Annotated in this window: 17 protein-coding genes; 8 read left to right on the forward strand and 9 right to left on the reverse strand. The window is 38.7% G+C overall.

All coding sequences use genetic code 11. The features are described from left to right. Positions 1 to 723, reverse strand: a complete 723-nt coding sequence (locus L8T27_RS10545) for a (Fe-S)-binding protein (RefSeq protein ID WP_233314746.1) — start codon at positions 721 to 723, stop codon at positions 1 to 3. 270 nt (positions 724 to 993) lie between these two features. After that, a complete protein-coding gene (locus L8T27_RS10550) occupies positions 994 to 2,043 on the reverse strand; it encodes an LLM class flavin-dependent oxidoreductase (protein ID WP_237941496.1) in 1,050 nt (349 codons plus the stop codon). Between the two features lie 240 nt (positions 2,044 to 2,283). On the opposite strand from L8T27_RS10550, the gene L8T27_RS10555 reads away from it, so the two are divergent. The 3 genes from L8T27_RS10555 (at position 2,284) to L8T27_RS10565 (ending at position 6,143) form a co-directional block, all read left to right on the forward strand. Then, complete coding sequence (locus L8T27_RS10555) at positions 2,284 to 3,084, forward strand: MurR/RpiR family transcriptional regulator (RefSeq protein WP_233313721.1); 801 nt, start codon at positions 2,284 to 2,286, stop codon at positions 3,082 to 3,084. 136 nt (positions 3,085 to 3,220) lie between these two features. Next, entirely contained in the window at positions 3,221 to 4,786 is a 1,566-nt protein-coding gene (locus L8T27_RS10560) for a PTS transporter subunit EIIC (RefSeq protein WP_237941497.1), read from the forward strand. Position 4,787: 1 nt separating this feature from the next. Further along, positions 4,788 to 6,143 (forward strand): 6-phospho-alpha-glucosidase, encoded by a 1,356-nt coding sequence (locus L8T27_RS10565; RefSeq protein ID WP_233313719.1) that lies wholly within the window; start codon positions 4,788 to 4,790, stop codon positions 6,141 to 6,143. A gap of 56 nt (positions 6,144 to 6,199) precedes the next feature. On the opposite strand, the gene L8T27_RS10570 is transcribed toward L8T27_RS10565, so the two are convergent. Beyond that, a complete protein-coding gene (locus tag L8T27_RS10570; RefSeq protein ID WP_233313718.1) occupies positions 6,200 to 6,529 on the reverse strand; it encodes a DUF3889 domain-containing protein in 330 nt (109 codons plus the stop codon). 173 nt (positions 6,530 to 6,702) lie between these two features. Between L8T27_RS10570 and L8T27_RS10575 the strand changes: the two genes are divergently transcribed. Continuing rightward, positions 6,703 to 7,275, forward strand: coding sequence for a biotin transporter BioY (locus tag L8T27_RS10575; RefSeq protein WP_237941498.1), 573 nt, complete (start codon positions 6,703 to 6,705; stop codon positions 7,273 to 7,275). Between the two features lie 155 nt (positions 7,276 to 7,430). Here L8T27_RS10575 and L8T27_RS10580 read toward each other — a convergent pair whose 3' ends face one another. Continuing rightward, positions 7,431 to 9,074, reverse strand: a complete 1,644-nt coding sequence (locus tag L8T27_RS10580; RefSeq protein WP_237941499.1) for a copper resistance protein CopC — start codon at positions 9,072 to 9,074, stop codon at positions 7,431 to 7,433. 249 nt (positions 9,075 to 9,323) lie between these two features. On the opposite strand from L8T27_RS10580, the gene L8T27_RS10585 reads away from it, so the two are divergent. Then, a complete protein-coding gene (locus L8T27_RS10585; protein ID WP_233313715.1) occupies positions 9,324 to 9,491 on the forward strand; it encodes a hypothetical protein in 168 nt (55 codons plus the stop codon). A 228-nt stretch (positions 9,492 to 9,719) separates the two neighbouring features. Further along, positions 9,720 to 10,697, forward strand: a complete 978-nt coding sequence (locus L8T27_RS10590; RefSeq protein ID WP_233313714.1) for a cation diffusion facilitator family transporter — start codon at positions 9,720 to 9,722, stop codon at positions 10,695 to 10,697. Between the two features lie 26 nt (positions 10,698 to 10,723). Here the strand turns inward: L8T27_RS10590 and L8T27_RS10595 are convergent, their stop codons facing one another. The 3 genes from L8T27_RS10595 to L8T27_RS10605 all read right to left on the reverse strand — a co-directional run bounded on the left by L8T27_RS10595 (position 10,724) and on the right by L8T27_RS10605 (position 13,434). Further along, on the reverse strand, positions 10,724 to 11,137 hold the full coding sequence (locus L8T27_RS10595; protein WP_233313713.1) for a hypothetical protein: 414 nt from the start codon (positions 11,135 to 11,137) through the stop codon (positions 10,724 to 10,726). Positions 11,138 to 11,222: 85 nt separating this feature from the next. Next, positions 11,223 to 12,227, reverse strand: a complete 1,005-nt coding sequence (locus L8T27_RS10600) for an LLM class flavin-dependent oxidoreductase (RefSeq protein ID WP_237941500.1) — start codon at positions 12,225 to 12,227, stop codon at positions 11,223 to 11,225. 79 nt (positions 12,228 to 12,306) lie between these two features. Continuing rightward, positions 12,307 to 13,434: a metallophosphoesterase gene (locus tag L8T27_RS10605; protein ID WP_233313711.1), complete on the reverse strand. Its 1,128-nt coding sequence runs from the start codon at positions 13,432 to 13,434 to the stop codon at positions 12,307 to 12,309. Positions 13,435 to 13,678: 244 nt separating this feature from the next. Between L8T27_RS10605 and L8T27_RS10610 the strand changes: the two genes are divergently transcribed. Further along, positions 13,679 to 14,638 (forward strand): MerR family transcriptional regulator, encoded by a 960-nt coding sequence (locus tag L8T27_RS10610; protein ID WP_237941501.1) that lies wholly within the window; start codon positions 13,679 to 13,681, stop codon positions 14,636 to 14,638. A 112-nt stretch (positions 14,639 to 14,750) separates the two neighbouring features. Further along, a complete protein-coding gene (locus L8T27_RS10615) occupies positions 14,751 to 15,542 on the forward strand; it encodes an HAD family hydrolase (protein WP_233313709.1) in 792 nt (263 codons plus the stop codon). Between the two features lie 42 nt (positions 15,543 to 15,584). Here L8T27_RS10615 and L8T27_RS10620 read toward each other — a convergent pair whose 3' ends face one another. Both L8T27_RS10620 and L8T27_RS10625 read right to left on the reverse strand, forming a co-directional pair. Continuing rightward, positions 15,585 to 16,019: a hypothetical protein gene (locus L8T27_RS10620; protein WP_237941502.1), complete on the reverse strand. Its 435-nt coding sequence runs from the start codon at positions 16,017 to 16,019 to the stop codon at positions 15,585 to 15,587. A 217-nt stretch (positions 16,020 to 16,236) separates the two neighbouring features. Next, positions 16,237 to 17,019 (reverse strand): CAP domain-containing protein, encoded by a 783-nt coding sequence (locus L8T27_RS10625; protein ID WP_233313707.1) that lies wholly within the window; start codon positions 17,017 to 17,019, stop codon positions 16,237 to 16,239. Positions 17,020 to 17,032 lie beyond the last annotated feature (13 nt).

Below are 17,032 nucleotides of genomic sequence, written 5' to 3' on the forward strand. Positions count from 1 at the left end.
TTATTTCACCTCACTATTTAGAACTTCTGCTATATGCATCACTTTTATTTGTTTACCTTGTCTGTTGATATAACCGCCAATATTCATTAAACAGCCGCAATCAGCACCAATCAGCACATCTGCATTGGCTGCTTCAACCGATTCAACTTTTTCCTGCACCATTTGTTCGGAAATTGGCCCCATCTTAACAGAGAACGTTCCGCCAAAGCCGCAGCAATTTTCACTGTTTGGAAGAGGATTAACTGTTAAGCCGTCAACCTGTGAAAGCAGCTTGCTTGGTGCATCCTTTACTCCGAGCAGCCTCGTCATATGGCATGATTTATGATAAGTAGCACACGCCGGCAGGCTTGCCTTGACATCCTCAACTTTTAAAACCTCTACAATGAATTGTGTCAGCTCATAGGATTTGGCTGCGAGTTTATCTGCTCTTTCCTTCCATTCTTTTTCGTCTTTTAATAAGTGCGGGTATTCATGAAGCATGGCCACACAGGAGCCAGATGGAGCGACAACATACTCTGAAGCTTCAAATACCTTAATCATATGCTTGGCGACTTCCTTTGTTTCTTTGTGATAACCGCTGTTAAAGGAAACTTGGCCGCAGCATGTCTGCTGCTCAGGAAAATCGACTTCACAACCAAGCTTCTCCAATAATTCCACCGTGCTTTTTCCGACATTGGAATAAAACATGTCTGCTAAACAAGTTATAAATATTGAGACTTTCATCATATCTCCAAACCCTTTCTTGTAAGCCTTTTCTTTTTATTATGTTTCTATTATACTACCAACATCTTGTTTTTTCATCTGTTTTTATTTGTTTTTTTGTATTTTTACAAAATAATATGTTTGTATTGTTGTTTTTAGTTTGTTTTATTTGGATTTCAAACACTATCGCTATATGCACTCGTTAATTATTATGATAGCTGCAGAAAAATCAGCCATAAAAAAACCTGCAAACAGTTTGTTTCCAAACTTGTTTGCAGGTTTGCATATTTCTTATAGTGTTTTTTCCCAATCCGCTACTTCTTTGCGGACAATTGGTGCAACTTCCTTGCCAAGCAGCTCAATTGCTTTCATAACGTCTTCATGTGGCATACTGCCGACAGGTACATGAAGCATAAATCTAGTTACACCGACATGTTTGCGAAGATGGATGATTTTATCTGCAACTGTGCGAGGATCGCCGACATATAGTGCGCCCTCAAAGCTTCTAGCCGCATCAAAGCTTGCCCTGCTGTATGGCCCCCAGCCTCTTTCCTTACCAAGGACATTCATTGCCTGAGCTGTAGACGGGAAGAATTTATCAGCTGCTGTTTCCGTTGTTTCCGCTACGAACCCATGCGAATGGGATGCAACTGGAAGCCGAGCTGGATCATGACCAGCCTGTGCTGCTGCTCGCTTATACAGCTGCACTAATGGTGCAAATTGCACTGGGCTCCCACCAATTATTGCTAAACATAACGGCAGACCCAAAATACCGGCCCTTACAGCGGATTCCGCATTACCGCCGCTTCCTATCCAAATCGGCAGCGGATCTTGAACAGGTCTTGGATATACGCCTCTATTATTAATAGCAGGTCGATACTTGCCGCTCCATGTTACCATTTCAGACGATTGAAGCTTTAACAGTAAATCAAGCTTCTCGGCAAAAAGCTCATCATAATCCTGCAAATCGTTGCCAAACAGCGGGAATGATTCAATGAACGAACCTCTTCCAGCCATTATTTCTGCTCTTCCGTTTGAAATTCCGTCAAGTGTGGCAAAATCCTGATATACTCTCACAGGATCTGCCGAAGACAACACAGTTACCGCACTTGTCAGCCTAATATTATTTGTTTGTGCTGCTGCAGCTGCAAGAATAACAGCTGGTGATGATGCCGCATAGTCTTTTCTGTGATGCTCTCCTACACCAAAAATATCTAATCCTACCTTGTCAGCAAGAACGATTTCTTCCACAACTTCTCTGATCCGCTCTGCATGCGAGATTGTTTTGCCAGTGTTCGTATCTGGTGTTGTTTCTACGAACGTACTTATTCCAATTTCCATGTAATTGCCCCCAAAAATTTCACTTGTTTTTCCTACAAATTCTTTTCTTTCTTATTAAATCAATATACATATGCTTATTCAACTATTTTGACCTATTCATGTGGAGATAAACGTATACAAAATATCTGCTGTATTGGTGAACAATAAACAGAAGCGCATTTTGCAGATTTAGACTATTTTATTTAGTACAGCTATTGATAAGATACATATATAAAACTTTATATGAGGAATGATTTATTCGTGAAAAATATTGATCATCTTTACTTTGATTATGCTAATGAAAGACATTTAACAGAAGCAGAGAATGAAATCCTTCTGTTTTTAATCCGAAAAAAATTAGAGAACGAAACACTGAGCATCCGCGCTGCAGCACTTGAATTATTTGTGTCGACTACAACGATTATCAGGCTTTGTAAAAAACTGGGGTTTAGCGGCTATAGCGAATTTATTTATCATTTGAATTTAAAGGCAGCAAAGCTTGTAGACATTGATGCTGAATACATAGAAGACATTCATCAGCCTTTAACAGAAGCAGTAAATACATTTAAACAGCATTTTGAACAAACGTTTGATTCATTAAATGAAAAGAGCATTGAGCGATTTTTATCTGTCATCAACGAAAATAACATGATTTATTTCTATGGAGCAGGCTTTTCAACATTATTCGCCAATTACTTAGCAAAAAAACTGGAGCTGTTCGGTTATTATGTATCGAATTCATCAACTAGTGACAGCAGGGCGATATTTCTCAACAATATTGAAAAATACAGGCTGCTTATTATCTTTTCCCGCTCTGGAAACACGGCGAAAGTCGTCGAGAAGGTGGAGATTGCTAAAGAAAGAGGATTAACAACGATTCTATTTACTGGGAACAGCAAAAGTGCTACTGCTAATATTGCCGATATCGTTTTTACTGTTCTTGATCCGACGATAGAATCACAGCAGGAATTTGAAGTTACTTCCTATGAGTCGAATATGTTCATGCTCATTGACCTGCTTTTAGCACTTGCTGTTAAAAAAGGCATTATCACTGAATATTAAAATACTTAAGAATGTAACATGTTACATGATTGAAAGACAAAGTACAGATGGCTTGAATACCCTTTCAAAGGATACGGCATGCCGCTATACTTTAATTATAATTTGATAACGCTTTCGCACATAAGGAGGATCATATATGAAAAGAATGGTGAATGGTCTCCAAGCCTTTGGAAAATCATTATTTGCACCAATATTGTTACTGCCGATTATCGGACTTTTTATCGCTTTTGGCAATGTGTTTGGAAATGGAAATCTTGCACAATACATTCCATTTTTAGAGATACCTATTATTCAAAATACAGGCAAGTTTATTTCTGCTTCTGCTGTTTCTATCCTGCAGAACTTGGCATTAATATTTGCTGTCGGTATTCCGATCGGGCTGGCAAAAAAGGATAAAGGCTATGCTGCCTTAACAGGACTAGTTACTTTCGTCATCTTTATTAATGCCATGCATCAAGTCTTAAATCTCACGGGACGGCTTGTGCCGCTAGAATCCATGCAATCAGCTGGACAAGCAATGGTGCTGAATGTGCAAGTGCTTGAAATGGGTGTTTTCTCCGGCATTATGCTTGGGGCCCTTGTCGGAATATTGCATAACAAATATTGTGACATCGAATTTAAAGGTGTATTTGCTATCTACTCCGGCCACCGCTTTGTTGCAATTCTCGCCATTCCTAGTGCGATGATACTAGGTGCGCTGGCTGCAGAGTTTTGGCCATTCGCACAAAGTGCAATCACAACACTTGCTAGCGGCATCAAAAATCTTGGTGTTTTCGGTCTCCTTGTATATGGTTTTCTGGAAAGAATTCTTATCCCGACAGGACTGCATCACCTTGTTTATACACCGTTCCTTTATACAGAGCTTGGCGATATTGCCCATATCGGCTCAGAGATCATCTATGGTGCGCGAAACATTTATTTTGCCGAAATGGCTGATCCCACTATTGAAGTATTAAGCAGTACAGTTAACTGGGATGCTCGTGGTCTTAGTAAAATGTTTGGCCTAATGGGTGCAGCCCTTGCGATGTATATGACTGCAGATAAAAAGAAAAAGAAAACGGCAAAAGCGATTCTCTTCCCTGCAGCATTCACATCCTTCTTATTAGGTGTGACAGAGCCGCTTGAATTCGCATTCCTGTTCACAGCACCTATCCTGTTCGTTGTTCATGCAGTATTAACAGGTACAGGCATGATGCTGCTTAGCCTATTCGGTGTCCATGCAATTGGTGCAAACGGATTCATTGACTTCCTGCTGTACAATCTTCCGTTAGGAACTACGAAGTCAAACTGGCCAATGTTCATCTTAACAGGCTTACTGATGGCTGCTTTATATTTCATCATCTTCCGCTTCCTAATCCTGAAATTAAATTTAAAAACACCTGGACGTGAAGAAGAAGAAGCTGCTTCAGAAAACATAAAACAAGCAGAAACATTGCAAACACCTGGACAAAACAGCTCCCCTACTGCACTAGGTGCTACTATTATTGGAGCGCTTGGAGGCAGTGAAAATATAGAAAATGTAGATAATTGCTATACGAGGCTGCGCTTGATTTTAAAAGACCCAGATGCAGTCAATGAACAAGTTCTAAAGGAAACAGGCTCAAAAGGAATTATTAAATCTGGCAACAATGTGCAAGTTGTATATGGATTGAATGTGAAGAGTGTACGTGACCAAGTAGACCAACAATTAGGAGGATTATAACATGAAAAAATATATCTTAGCAGTTGCAGGCGGAGGAAGCACTTATACACCAGGCATTATTAGAAGTTTAATGGACAGACTGGAAGATTTGCCTCTATCAGAAATACGCTTCTATGACATTGATGGCCAAAGACAAGCAAAAGTGGTGGTTGCTGCAAAGGCTGTTATTGCAGAGTATACGGACTCTATCGTTGTTACAGAAACGACAGATCCGAAAACAGCATTCGAAAATGCAGACTTTGTTTTTGCTCAAATGAGGGTCGGAAAATATGCGATGCGTGAGCTCGATGAAAAAATCCCACTTTCTCACAATGTAGTCGGTCAAGAAACATGCGGACCTGGAGGTTTAGCATACGGTTTAAGAACCATTTCTCCAATGATTGAGCTTATTGATTATGTAGAGCAGTACGCGAAAGAAACAGCATGGATTGTTAACTATTCGAATCCTGCTTCCATTGTGGCAGAAGGTGTTCGCAAGCTTCGCCCGAAAGCAAGAGTCCTAAATATTTGTGACATGCCAGTTGCTACAATGCGCAATATAGCAGCAATCCTTGGTGTGGAACGGGAAGAGCTTGTTGTCGACTACTTCGGCTTAAACCATTTCGGCTGGTTCACTTCTATTAAAGTGGACGGTGTGGAGCGACTGAATGAAGTGAGAGAGCATGTTTATAAACATGGATTATTAACGGAGGATGTTTCTAAAATTGACTACCGTCATGCTGATTCATCTTGGATTAAAACATTTAAGAATATTAAATTGATAATGGATCATTTCCCTGAATATTTGCCAAACCCATACTTGCAATACTATTTGTTCCCGGATCATATTGTAGAAACATCCAACAAAGACTACACAAGGGCTAATGAAGTAATGGACGGCAGAGAAAAAACATTATTTGAAACAGTTGATAAATTTCAGGAAACTGGCATTTTAGAGGATTCCTTTGCAGTTGGTGTACATGGGACATTCATTGTGGATGTGACCGTATCAATCGCTCAAGATCTTGGTAAACGCTATTTAGTTATGACAGAAAATAATGGCACCATTCCAAACCTGCCACAAGATGCAATGATAGAAGTACCTGCATTCATTACAGCAGACGGACCTAAGCCGGAATTTGTCGGGGACATACCATACTTCTATAAAGCGATGATTGAACAGCAGCTCGCTTCTGAGAAGATTCTTGTAGAAGCAATAATCGAAGGGTCATACGAAAAAGCCCTTCAAGCGTTTACGCTAAATAAAACACTTCCGTCTGCCCAAACAGCTAAAGCAGTACTGGACGATTTAATTGAGGCAAATAAAGACTTTTGGCCAACATTAAAAAAAGAATATAAAGAAGGCTTACTAGTGTAAAATCTTCTTTCCATAAACTCCACTAGAGACCTAGTGGAGTTTATTAGTTTATTAACTTATGGAGCCTCTTCTTTCAAGTCCACATTGATCAATCTTTCTGTTCTTGTGTCAAACGTCAAATTAACCATGACTCCTACTTTCTTATCTTGCTGCTTTACAATTAACTTGAACTTTTCAATTGAAGTGCTTTTTTGCGTATCTTTTCCGATATGTTTATAGTCAATAATCTCACTGTTCGGATACTTTTCCTTTGTCTTTGTCATCGCTATCTGGCCCCATTTCACATAAGATGGGAGCTCTTTTTCTGCTGGGGCTGCCTGCGTATGAAATGAAAATAAACAACTGAGTAATGTTATACCAATAATGCTTTTGATCATTTTTTGCATGGGTATTCTCCTTTCTGCTTTTGTTTATTAGTAGTATGAAACAATCCAGCAAGCTTTATGTATGTTCATCTAATTAAATAGGTTAACTAAAAAATAAAATAGGTTGACATATATACAATCTCCCTTTATAGTAAATTTTAGTCAATATACATAATTTATAAAGGATGATTCTTATGAAAAAATGGAGAGCGATTGATATTACAATGGTAGCTTTGTTTGTGGCATTGATGGCAATTGGTGCAAATGTAACGAGCTTCCTAGTAATCGGAGGCGTACCTATCACCTTGCAAACATTCTTTGCGATTATGGCCGGTTTATTATTAGGCAAAAGACTCGGAGCTGTCGCCATGCTATGCTATATGCTGATTGGTCTTGCCGGATTTCCGATATTTTCCGGGCTTTCAGGCGGCTTAAGAATCCTTATTAGTCCAACATTCGGCTTCATTCTCAGCTATATCTTACTTGCCTTTACAGTTGGCTGGATTCGCGAGAAAAACAGCTCATTAGCTGGATTCATTATTAGCAGCTTTGTCGGGTTAATCCTTAACTATCTTTTCGGCACGAACTGGATGTATTTTTCCTATAAATGGTGGGCGCAAGCGCCTGACAGCTTCTCCTATGCTCTTGCTTGGAGCTGGATGCTCATACCGCTAATAAAAGATATTATCTTTACCGCAGTGGCAGGAATCATTGCTTACCGGTTAAACAACGCTTATTTCAAAAGAAGCAGCTTAAAAATCCATTAAATAGAAAAGCCATGCCTTTCAGTTTACTAAAGGCACGGCTTTTCTTCTTTACAAACATATGTTTCTCTTTCGACAGAAACTCTGCAAAAGCGACTTAACATGAGAATTCTGTCATTTCTTGCGCTTTCCCAAGAAATAATTATTTCTCTAACAAGCTATCTAACATTAAATTCAAACGGAATGTCATAGCTGTCCAAGTTTTTAAACAACAGATGAACGGTCACTTCCCATTTCCCAGGTTTATTGAGCTGAAGATTATTAGATGTGTATTTCCCGTCTTCTGCCTTTTCAAGAGCGAAGGAAGTTTCCTGGTCTCCCTGCTTTAATTCGATTGTAATCTGTTCAGGATCCTCTAACGGATCTCTGTCATTATCAAATAGAGTTACTTCATACTGATTTTGGATTCCTGTTTTCTTTGGGGAGACAGTCAGACTCAAGTTCTCATTATAATCGATTTCTGCTTCTCCATAAAAAGGTTGATCAATCGGCAGTGTCGGTGTTTGCAATTGTGTAAAGACGCTTGTGATAACAAGCAGGAGCACACCAAGGACCATTTCTATTATGATTGTCTTTTTATAAAATTTCTGGCGGGAAAGCAAGGTTCTGCTGACAAGATGATAAGCCCCGAATCCGATCATTAATACAAAAATGCCAATTTTCACTAGCAAGGTGATTCCGTATGTCGTGCTTACTAGTGAATGAAAATCTGGGATGAGCAAGGAGCCGTTAACAGCCCCTGAAATAGCAAGAACTGCTACTGTGAACAAGGCCCACAGAGAATAGGACTGAAGTGTATTCCAGTACACATCATGCTGCTGCCCTTCTTTTGCAAAAATCCCTTCCTTCAAGAGAAAGATGGTGACGATAATCCCACCAAGCCAAATCGAAGCTGCTGTAAGATGGAAAAAGTCCATCAGAACCGCGACAGTTTCATATGGAGAACTCGATGGGTGTCCAATAAAAGCTTTGCAGACAACAATTCCTATAAAACTGATTAACGGCAAAATCCATAGCCTTCTTTTTAATAACTCGCCTTTTTTAAACACATAGATTACAGCAAGCAGCAGCACTATGTACAGAAGCATTTGAATAGCCCAAATAGTTCCTTCTTTTGTGCTTTTCAGTGTCTCAATCAGCAAGGACGGACTCCATGCCCGGAAGAAGGATACACCTGCATTTACTTGTGTCTGAATGATAATAAAGGACAGTAAGCTAATTCCAATCAGAGTCAAAGCAGCTGCAGCAACTCGTTTTGATCTGATTCTGACCTTTTGTTCAAGTGCATCAGGTCTGAACCAAACAAGATAAAATAGAACAAGTCCCATAAAGACAGACAATCCAGTGTATAAAAATACTTTATTAATCGAAACACTCACCATACTGCTTGTATCTGCTGTATATTGCTGTTTTGGAAGCTCAACACCTTCAGGCAGCTCACCGATACTGAATGGAACGAGCCCGGAGATGGAATGTCCATCTGCCGATACGACACGCCATTCCATTGTATAGACATCATCTTTTAAATTTTCCTGTAAATCTACAGACAAGGTTTTATTGTTTACTTCCACATTTCCTTTATCGACTTTTTCACCAGCTGAATTCGTAACATTAAACACAGCAAAACCCGACTGTATTTTTTCATTGTATTCAATAGAAGCTTTCTTCGGTGCCTCGTCCAAGCTTTCATTTTCACTTGGATTTGAATTGACGATATAGGCATGTGCAGAAGCATTTGACACATTTATCATAAACAGAAGCATAAATGCTAGAAATACTCCAGAAAAATATTTAATTCTCATATTAGTCCCTACACTCCCTTTTAAATTGAAACGGCCTAACTTGTGCAGTTTTGCACTTAACCCCTATTATTATATAGTTTGCTAAACGTTGCGACAAACAAAAAGCAGCTAAATTTTTAAACAGCCTGTGTCAAACGGTAGTCTAAAATGACATATCATGCGGTTTCCAAGGAAATAAAATAAACTTGCCTTGTTTAAATAAAATAAAAGGGGCAATAATGTAGATAATCTACTGAAGGAGGCAAGTTAATGGAAGTGACAATGAGTCTTGATGAAGTAATCACTGCAATTCAAGGTTTGCGTTCTAACGGAGAGCAATTGAACAAAAAGAAAATAAAAACAAGCCATCCAGATTTAATGAGGCATGCCCTTCATTATTTTCCTGATTGGAATGCTGCAGTAGAAAAAGCGATCTAATGTGCTGTTCCATCCTTTTTGTTTCATGTTCTTGTAGAGAAGCATAATATAACTTTCAAGAATTAACTTACATAATATTACAGTCTGTCGTCTTATTAGGCAGACTTCTTTTTAGTTTACATCCCATAACTAATGGATTGCATTGTATGTAGATTATTGGGAATCATGTATTTATAAAACAACTGCAGCTGTATACTGTTTTGGAACAATCAAGGAGAGGGTTAAAAAATGAAAGATTTTATTGGGTTGCTAAGGAACGGAAATAAATCGGCACTTTACGCAACAGTCATTAATACAGTGATTGCTGCTATTAAGGGGACAGCTTTCGGGCTGACAGGAAACGTTGCTATGTTTGCAGAAACCATGCATTCACTCGGAGATGCAGCAAACCAATTTTTTGTGTTTATCGGTTCCGCCTTAAGCAAAAAAGCACCGACCAAACGCTTTCCAGGAGGTTTCGGCAGATTGGTCAATCTCGTGTTGTTATTTGCCGTCCTGATTGTAGGCATCATGAGCTATGAAACCATTCGTGAAGGAATTGATCATCTTTTCCATCCAACAGAATCAACGGGTTTTTATCTCAACATTTCCGTACTTGCTCTAGCTGTTGTACTTGAGTTCTTTGTGTTAATGAAAGCTATGAAAGAAATAGTCGCCGAAGAAGGACTCTCTTCTAGAGGTTTAAGGCTATTTAAAGACAGCTTTCTATATTTAAAAAAAGCAAAACCAGCAACAAAACTCGTGTTTTTAGAAGATTTAGTAGCAACAGGCGGCGGTCTACTTGCGATGGCTGCTGTTATTATCGCACAAATCACTCCATTCTATCAGGCAGAAGGGCTTGCCTCTATCATTATCGGGATTTTCATGTTTTTTGTAGTTGGCCGAGTATTTCTTGATAACGCAGCTGGGGCAATTGGCGAAAGTGATGCTGAAATGGAAGGCAGAATCGGCATTATTGCAATGGCTGATCCAGATGTGCGTGACATTCAAGGTGTTTCTGTTTATAAAGAAGGCGAGAATTTCCATGTGGAGCTAAGCATTGAGCTCGATAGCAAATTAACCGTTGAACAAGCTGATTTAATCCGACACCGGATTGAAGATCAGATTATTAAAGAAAAAGGGGTATCAGACGTCATTATTGAGTACGATAAAGATGATGGCATTCTAAAATGGAAAGAACCTGACAATGAACAAAAAACTACATAAAAAAGAGGAAGGAACTCCTTCCTCTTTTACTTATCCTCTTTTACGGCCTCTTCAAATGGAGCGTAAAAAATCCCTTTCGGAGCTAATATATCCGTTTCTGTTTCCTCTTCTTGACCATTCACAGTATAAGTTCCTGCTGGAAAATAGTCATAAAAGCCAGATTCAATATGAAGCTGCACATAATATTCATCAAGCTCTTTCATTAATGCAATAAACTGGTCATTATCGAGCACCTCACCGAACTCATCAAGCTCGAAGTTCTCTTTAATCGCATCGAGGAGTTCTTCGTGGGAGTCCACTGTCACAAATAGATCAACGTCACAGCATTCCATACACAGCAAGACCTCTTCCCCTTCAATTTCTTTAAAAGAGTCACTAACTATATCTTTTAATATTTGATTAATTTTATCAGCATTTTTTAGAACCATTGTCGTTTTCAAAAAAAAACCTCCATGTATAGCACATGTAAGAAAGATAAATCATATCCGGGTATATAGTCAAGCAATAACCTAAAGACAGCAAATGCTACATGACAATTTCCTTCAATAGTCGGAAGGATTCTAGTCTTTCTTGATGATCAAACACGGCCGTATTGACGATAATTTCGTTTGCTTGTGTTTCATTTAGAAATGCCTCAAGCTTTTGGGCAACCGTTTCTTGAGTCCCTATAATAGAGGATTTTAATTGCTGCTGAACGACATTTCTTTCATAAGGACTCCAAACTTCATCCATGTTATCAACTGGCGGCTTCAGCTGTGTCGGTCTGCCTCTAATTAAGCTTAAAAATTGCTGCTGAGAGGAGGTAGATAAATATTTTGCTCTCTCTTCCGTTTCTGAAATGATCACATTCGCTCCAACCATGACATAAGGTTTTTCTAAGTCTTTCGATGGTCTGAAATGTTGGTGGTATATTTGTAGTGCAGGAATGGTATAATCTGGTGAAAAATGGCTTGCAAAAGCAAAAGGCAAACCTAGTTCCCCTGCCAATTTTGCACTGAATCCGCTTGAGCCGAGGAGCCAAATCGGAATATTCAATCCCTCACCAGGAATCGCCCGTACAGGCAGGCCTGTCTGTTCGTAAGGCTTTAAATAGTTCCTTAAATCCTCTAACATTTCCGGAAAATCACTGCCATCACCTTTCCCGCCTCGACGTAATGCATTTGCTGTTAGCTGGTCACTCCCTGGTGCACGTCCAAGCCCTAAATCAATTCTGTTTGGATATAATGATTCTAATGTCCCAAACTGCTCGGCAATTACTAGTGGTGCATGGTTTGGCAGCATGATGCCTCCGCTTCCAACGCGAATTTTGCTGGTGCCTCCAGCAAGATATCCGATCAAGACAGATGTGGCACTGCTGGCAATACCTGGCATACTGTGATGCTCGGCAACCCAATATCTGTTATATCCCCAATTTTCTGCATGCTGAGCCAAGTCTAAAGAGTTTCGAAAGGCATCGGCTGCTGTATTGCCTTCTGTTATCGGCGATAAATCAAGGACAGAAAATTTAGCATCTTTTAATGTTTTCATCATCGTTTCTGACCTCCTTTTACGTTCTATTTCACTATAGTATGTTTGCCTACCGAGAAGCAATTTTCCTGCTTACAGTATCTTACTTTAAGGTTTTAACATACTCCAATGTTTCTTGATGGTAAGGCTCCATTAAATATTCAATTGGTTGATACGGTGAAACAACGGGTACCTTTTTGCCGTTTATGATGCGAATAATCGGCTTCGCCTGTGATTTCGATGCTGCAATTTTCCAAACGCTGTCCCGTTTTTCCAATGATAAATCAATAATGCCTAAATGATTTCCCCAAAAACCAGCTTGCACCGCTGGCTTTTTATTAATCGTTCCAGCTTGGTGATTAATACCCTCTATATTTTTTTCGCCCTTTTTCGGAAACAGACTGTGAGAATGCCCGTACAACAAAACATCAATTCCTTCTACCTTGCTGACATCCACCACATTATTGCCTCGTTTATCCTTTAAGGCATCATCTGATTGAAGACCTGCATGAACAAGGGCAATGATAATATCAGCTCCCGCTTTTTTCATTATTGGTACAATCTCTGCAGCTGTTTCGCTCATATTCTTAATGATGAGATTATCTTTGAAGTATTCCTTGTCCCATTCGGCTGCAATGGGCGTAAGTAAGCCTATGACACCAACATTGATTGTTTCGACTGTTCCAGCCTCTGTCTTGATGGGATATGGCATGATTGTATAAGGATTAAAAAAATGCAGGTCATCCTCTGCCATTTGATTATGATCGTCAATATAAATATTCGCATTCACTACTGGGAAATCAGCTCCTGAAACAGTCTTTAATAAAAAATCCAGTCCATAGTTAAACTCATGGTTTCCCACTGTTGCTGCGTCATACTGTAATAAATTCATTGTTTTGTAAGCAGGGTGAATGTCTGTAACAGGAAGAAATGGACTTTTGGCGATAAAGTCTGCTAAAGCATTTCCTTTTATCATATCGCCTACATCAAATAACAAGGTATTTTCGTTTTGTGACCTGATTTTTTGAATAAGAGAAGCTGTTCTGCTTAAACCATACTCAATTGTCCTGTTATTATTTTTATAATCATAATCTAGAATATTTGCATGGATGTCGGTTGTTTGTAGTATTTTCAATTTAGCTTTAATTGGATTATGTAGTTCCTCTGCCTCTGAATGGTGAAATGGCAATAGCATGAACACCAGAGTCAAAAGAATAAATCGTCTTCTCACAGGCTGACCACCTCGGATGCTCCCATTTTAAGGGTATTTCCCTTATTCTTCTCCAAAACGCCCAAAACTACCCATACACTTTTATGAGCAGGTTTGAAGCTTGCTGAAATATGTCTACTATTAAGAGGTTTTGATAGCTTTTGTCTTCTTGCAGGAAATTAGCACTGCACTATGTAATTGGTAAGCATAGCCATTTATAAATTTATCTTTTTTTCTATTCAACCTACCTTAAGGAGTGTATAATATGAACATTTATTCTATTCATGAAGCATCTCAAAAGCTGACGACAAGTCCGAAAACATTAAAGCAATGGGAAAATAAATTTAAAGAGCTGCTAGTTATTCCTCGTACAAAAAACGGAGCACGTTTTTATACAGACAAAGAGCTTTCCCTACTGCTGGAAGTAAAGAATCTTTATGCTGAAAAGCGAAATACGACAGAAGTTAAAAAAACACTAAGTATGATTCTTCAGCCTAAGGAAGCAAAGCAAGAACAAGACGTGGCGACTAAAGAAATGACACCACCTGTCTTAGAAGAAGCTGCTGCTAATGAGATTCAAATCATTCATAATGATGATTTAATAACGAAAATAGACAGAAATACAGAGGATGATAATCAGCTTCAAGTATTGCTCTCGTCTTTAGAAACATATAAACAGGATTTTCTTCATGAAGTGAAGCAAGAAATACGCAACGGCATTAAACAAGAGGTGCTTGAAACAATCTCAACAGAAATACAAGCAGGCAAAACAGAAACGATTGAAAAACTGTCAAGTGCACTTGCTGACCACAAGGATGCTGCCAAAGAAGAGATGGAGCATATCGCAGAAATCGTACATACAAGCACACAAAAAACAACGGACGACTATGAATCCATTAAAACTAATATTAGAAAGCTGTCGCAAATTTCAAAAGCAGAAAGAAAAACCTATTCAAAGCAATGGACAGCAGCAACTACCTCTACTAAAGAAATTAAAGCAATGATGGATCATCTGTCTAAATCAAACAGTGAAATCAACAAAACGGTAGAGCAGCTTCATAAAAATGATCGGATGCTGATGGAGGCTATCCAAGTAGAGCGTGAGCAAATGTCTAAGGATATTAAAGACAGAGAAAAAAGCTTTCAGGAGCTTGTCCAGTCATTCAGACAAACGGCTGTAGCCGAACCTCCTAAAAAAACATGGTGGAAAATTTGGCATAAATAATGTTCTCTGTAACTTTTAGATCAGGAGCCCTCCTGGTCTTTTTCTATTTCTTGCCTTTATGTTAGAATGTTCTCATATGAGCATTTTCTAAAATTGACAACTGGAGGACATAATGGCAAATTTCCAAGCATTATTTCTAGATATTGATGGCACTATTCTGCAGCCTGATGACACGATGCAAGAGTCAACTAAAACCGCAGTCAAACTGATGAAGGAAAAAGGACTTGAAATATTCTTGGCAACAGGCAGACCGCTTCATGAAATAGCAGATATAGGAGAAATATTAAAAATTAATTCTTTCATCGGCTATAATGGCGCTTTAGCTATTTACGACGGGCAAGACATTGTGAAAAGCCCAATGGATCCAAATTTAGTGGACTTATACATAAAAATCGCTGCTGAAAAAAACAATGAGCTTGTGCTTTACACAAGCAGCCATAATCTCCTCTCTAATCCAGACAGTGAAGTAACAAAGCAATTCTGCAAGAAATTCCATTTAAGAAGCAATAAGCAGTACACGGAAGATGAAAAAGCAAATATATTAGGCATTACGGTCATGAACTTGAACGAAGAGGATATTCATCTGTATGAAGGTTTCCCTGAGATTCATTTATCCCAAGTGAATATCGAAGGTTTTCGCCACTCCTATGATGTAATCAGTGACAAAGTAAATAAAGGAATGGCCATTAGTACCGTATTAAAAAGGCTGAATATCGATGCGAAGAACGCGATTGCTTTTGGTGATGGCATGAACGATAAAGAAATGCTGTCTGTTGTTGGCGAAGGCTTTGCCATGGGTAATGCTCATGAAAAGCTGTTTGCTTATGCAAAACATACCACTACCTCTGTAAGTGATTCTGGTATTTATAATGGCTTAAAAACGCTTGGTCTCATAGAAGAATAAGCAAAAAAGAGCGATACCCGAAATACAAGGTATCGCTCTTTTTTAGTCAACTTGCTCTGTTTCCGTTTCATTTTCAGCCATTACACTCGTTACCTTTTTATCGTAATAGCTTTCATTCATTTTATAGGAAAGTTCAAATGCAGGAGATGCTGCATTTTCTGTTTTAATCCAATAGAATCCTTCATTATGCGCAATTGAATCAAGTTCAAGCATAACGGTAAGTTCAACTGTAATTAAATTTTTTGTTTTCGTGATGGCTACTGATGGATTCGACGTTCTAGAAGGCTTATTCATCATTTTTTTGGCAAATAACACGGAAAAATACAATTCATTTCCGCTCTTGCTCTTCTTGTTCATTTTCAGCAAAAAGGAATCTCCCAAATCTACTAGCTTTTCCTTATCCATATCCGAAACGGACATGTTTAGTTTTATGTATTTGTTCTCTACTGGTGCAATATTAATTTTCGTAGCAGCCATTTGTATCCTCCTCTTTACAATCAACTGACACATTGCCATTTTACACATACTTTTTATTATATTACACTTAGGCAACATTTATGACAAAAAATTATCGTCACGTCATATTTTTATACTATAGTATAGCTGACAGTATTAATTCAAGTGGAAGATATCAAAAATATTGATTATAAAGGACATCTCCCAATGAAGATGTCCCTTTTTTAATTCATTGCACTTATTTTTTTACAAACATTTGAACCCATTCATGACCAGTTTCTTCAAAACCTACACCTATATGACTGAAATCTTTGCTGAGAATATTAGCACGGTGTCCCTCACTGTTCATCCATGCGTTAACGACTTCTTCTGGTGTTCTTTGTCCTTGGGCAATGTTTTCACCAGCTGACTTATACTTGATGCCAAAATCTCTCATCATGTCGAATGGTGATCCATATGTCGGACTTGTATGAGAAAAATAGCCTTTTTCATTCATATCTTGTGCTTTTACATTGGCTACATCATTTAATTCCGGATACGCTGTTAGCGCAGATAGTCCAGCTTTTTGTCTTTCTTTATTTGTTAAGCTAATAACAGCGTCCACGTATTCACTAGAGCCTTTATTTTCACCGGCAATTTCAGCTGCCTTTTTAGCTGACGGTTGTGCTGGTGCAGGCTGGGCAGGCGCTGGCTGTGATTGTTGGATGTTATTTGTAGTCGGATTTTGAGTCTTTTGATTCGCAGTTGCATTATTTGTATTAGCATTTGTGTTTCCATTTGCATTTCCATTCGGCACGGCACCGCGATTCACTATTCTGAACTCATATTTCGCATCCTGAATCTTAATCGGTTGTGTATGTGGATAACGGTTGCTGTTTGTGTCCGTTTTCAGGTTCGAAATCTGGCCTGTTTCGTTAATATTGTTGGTAGTATCCATATCATCAGGGTCTGGACTACAAGCTGCAAGCATACCTACAGCCATACTCATTGTTAAAACTGTTTTTAAAGTATTTTTTAGCATTGGAATTCTCCTT

The sequence above is a fragment of the Niallia sp. Man26 genome, from assembly GCF_022049065.2.
Classification (GTDB): domain Bacteria; phylum Bacillota; class Bacilli; order Bacillales; family Cytobacillaceae; genus Niallia.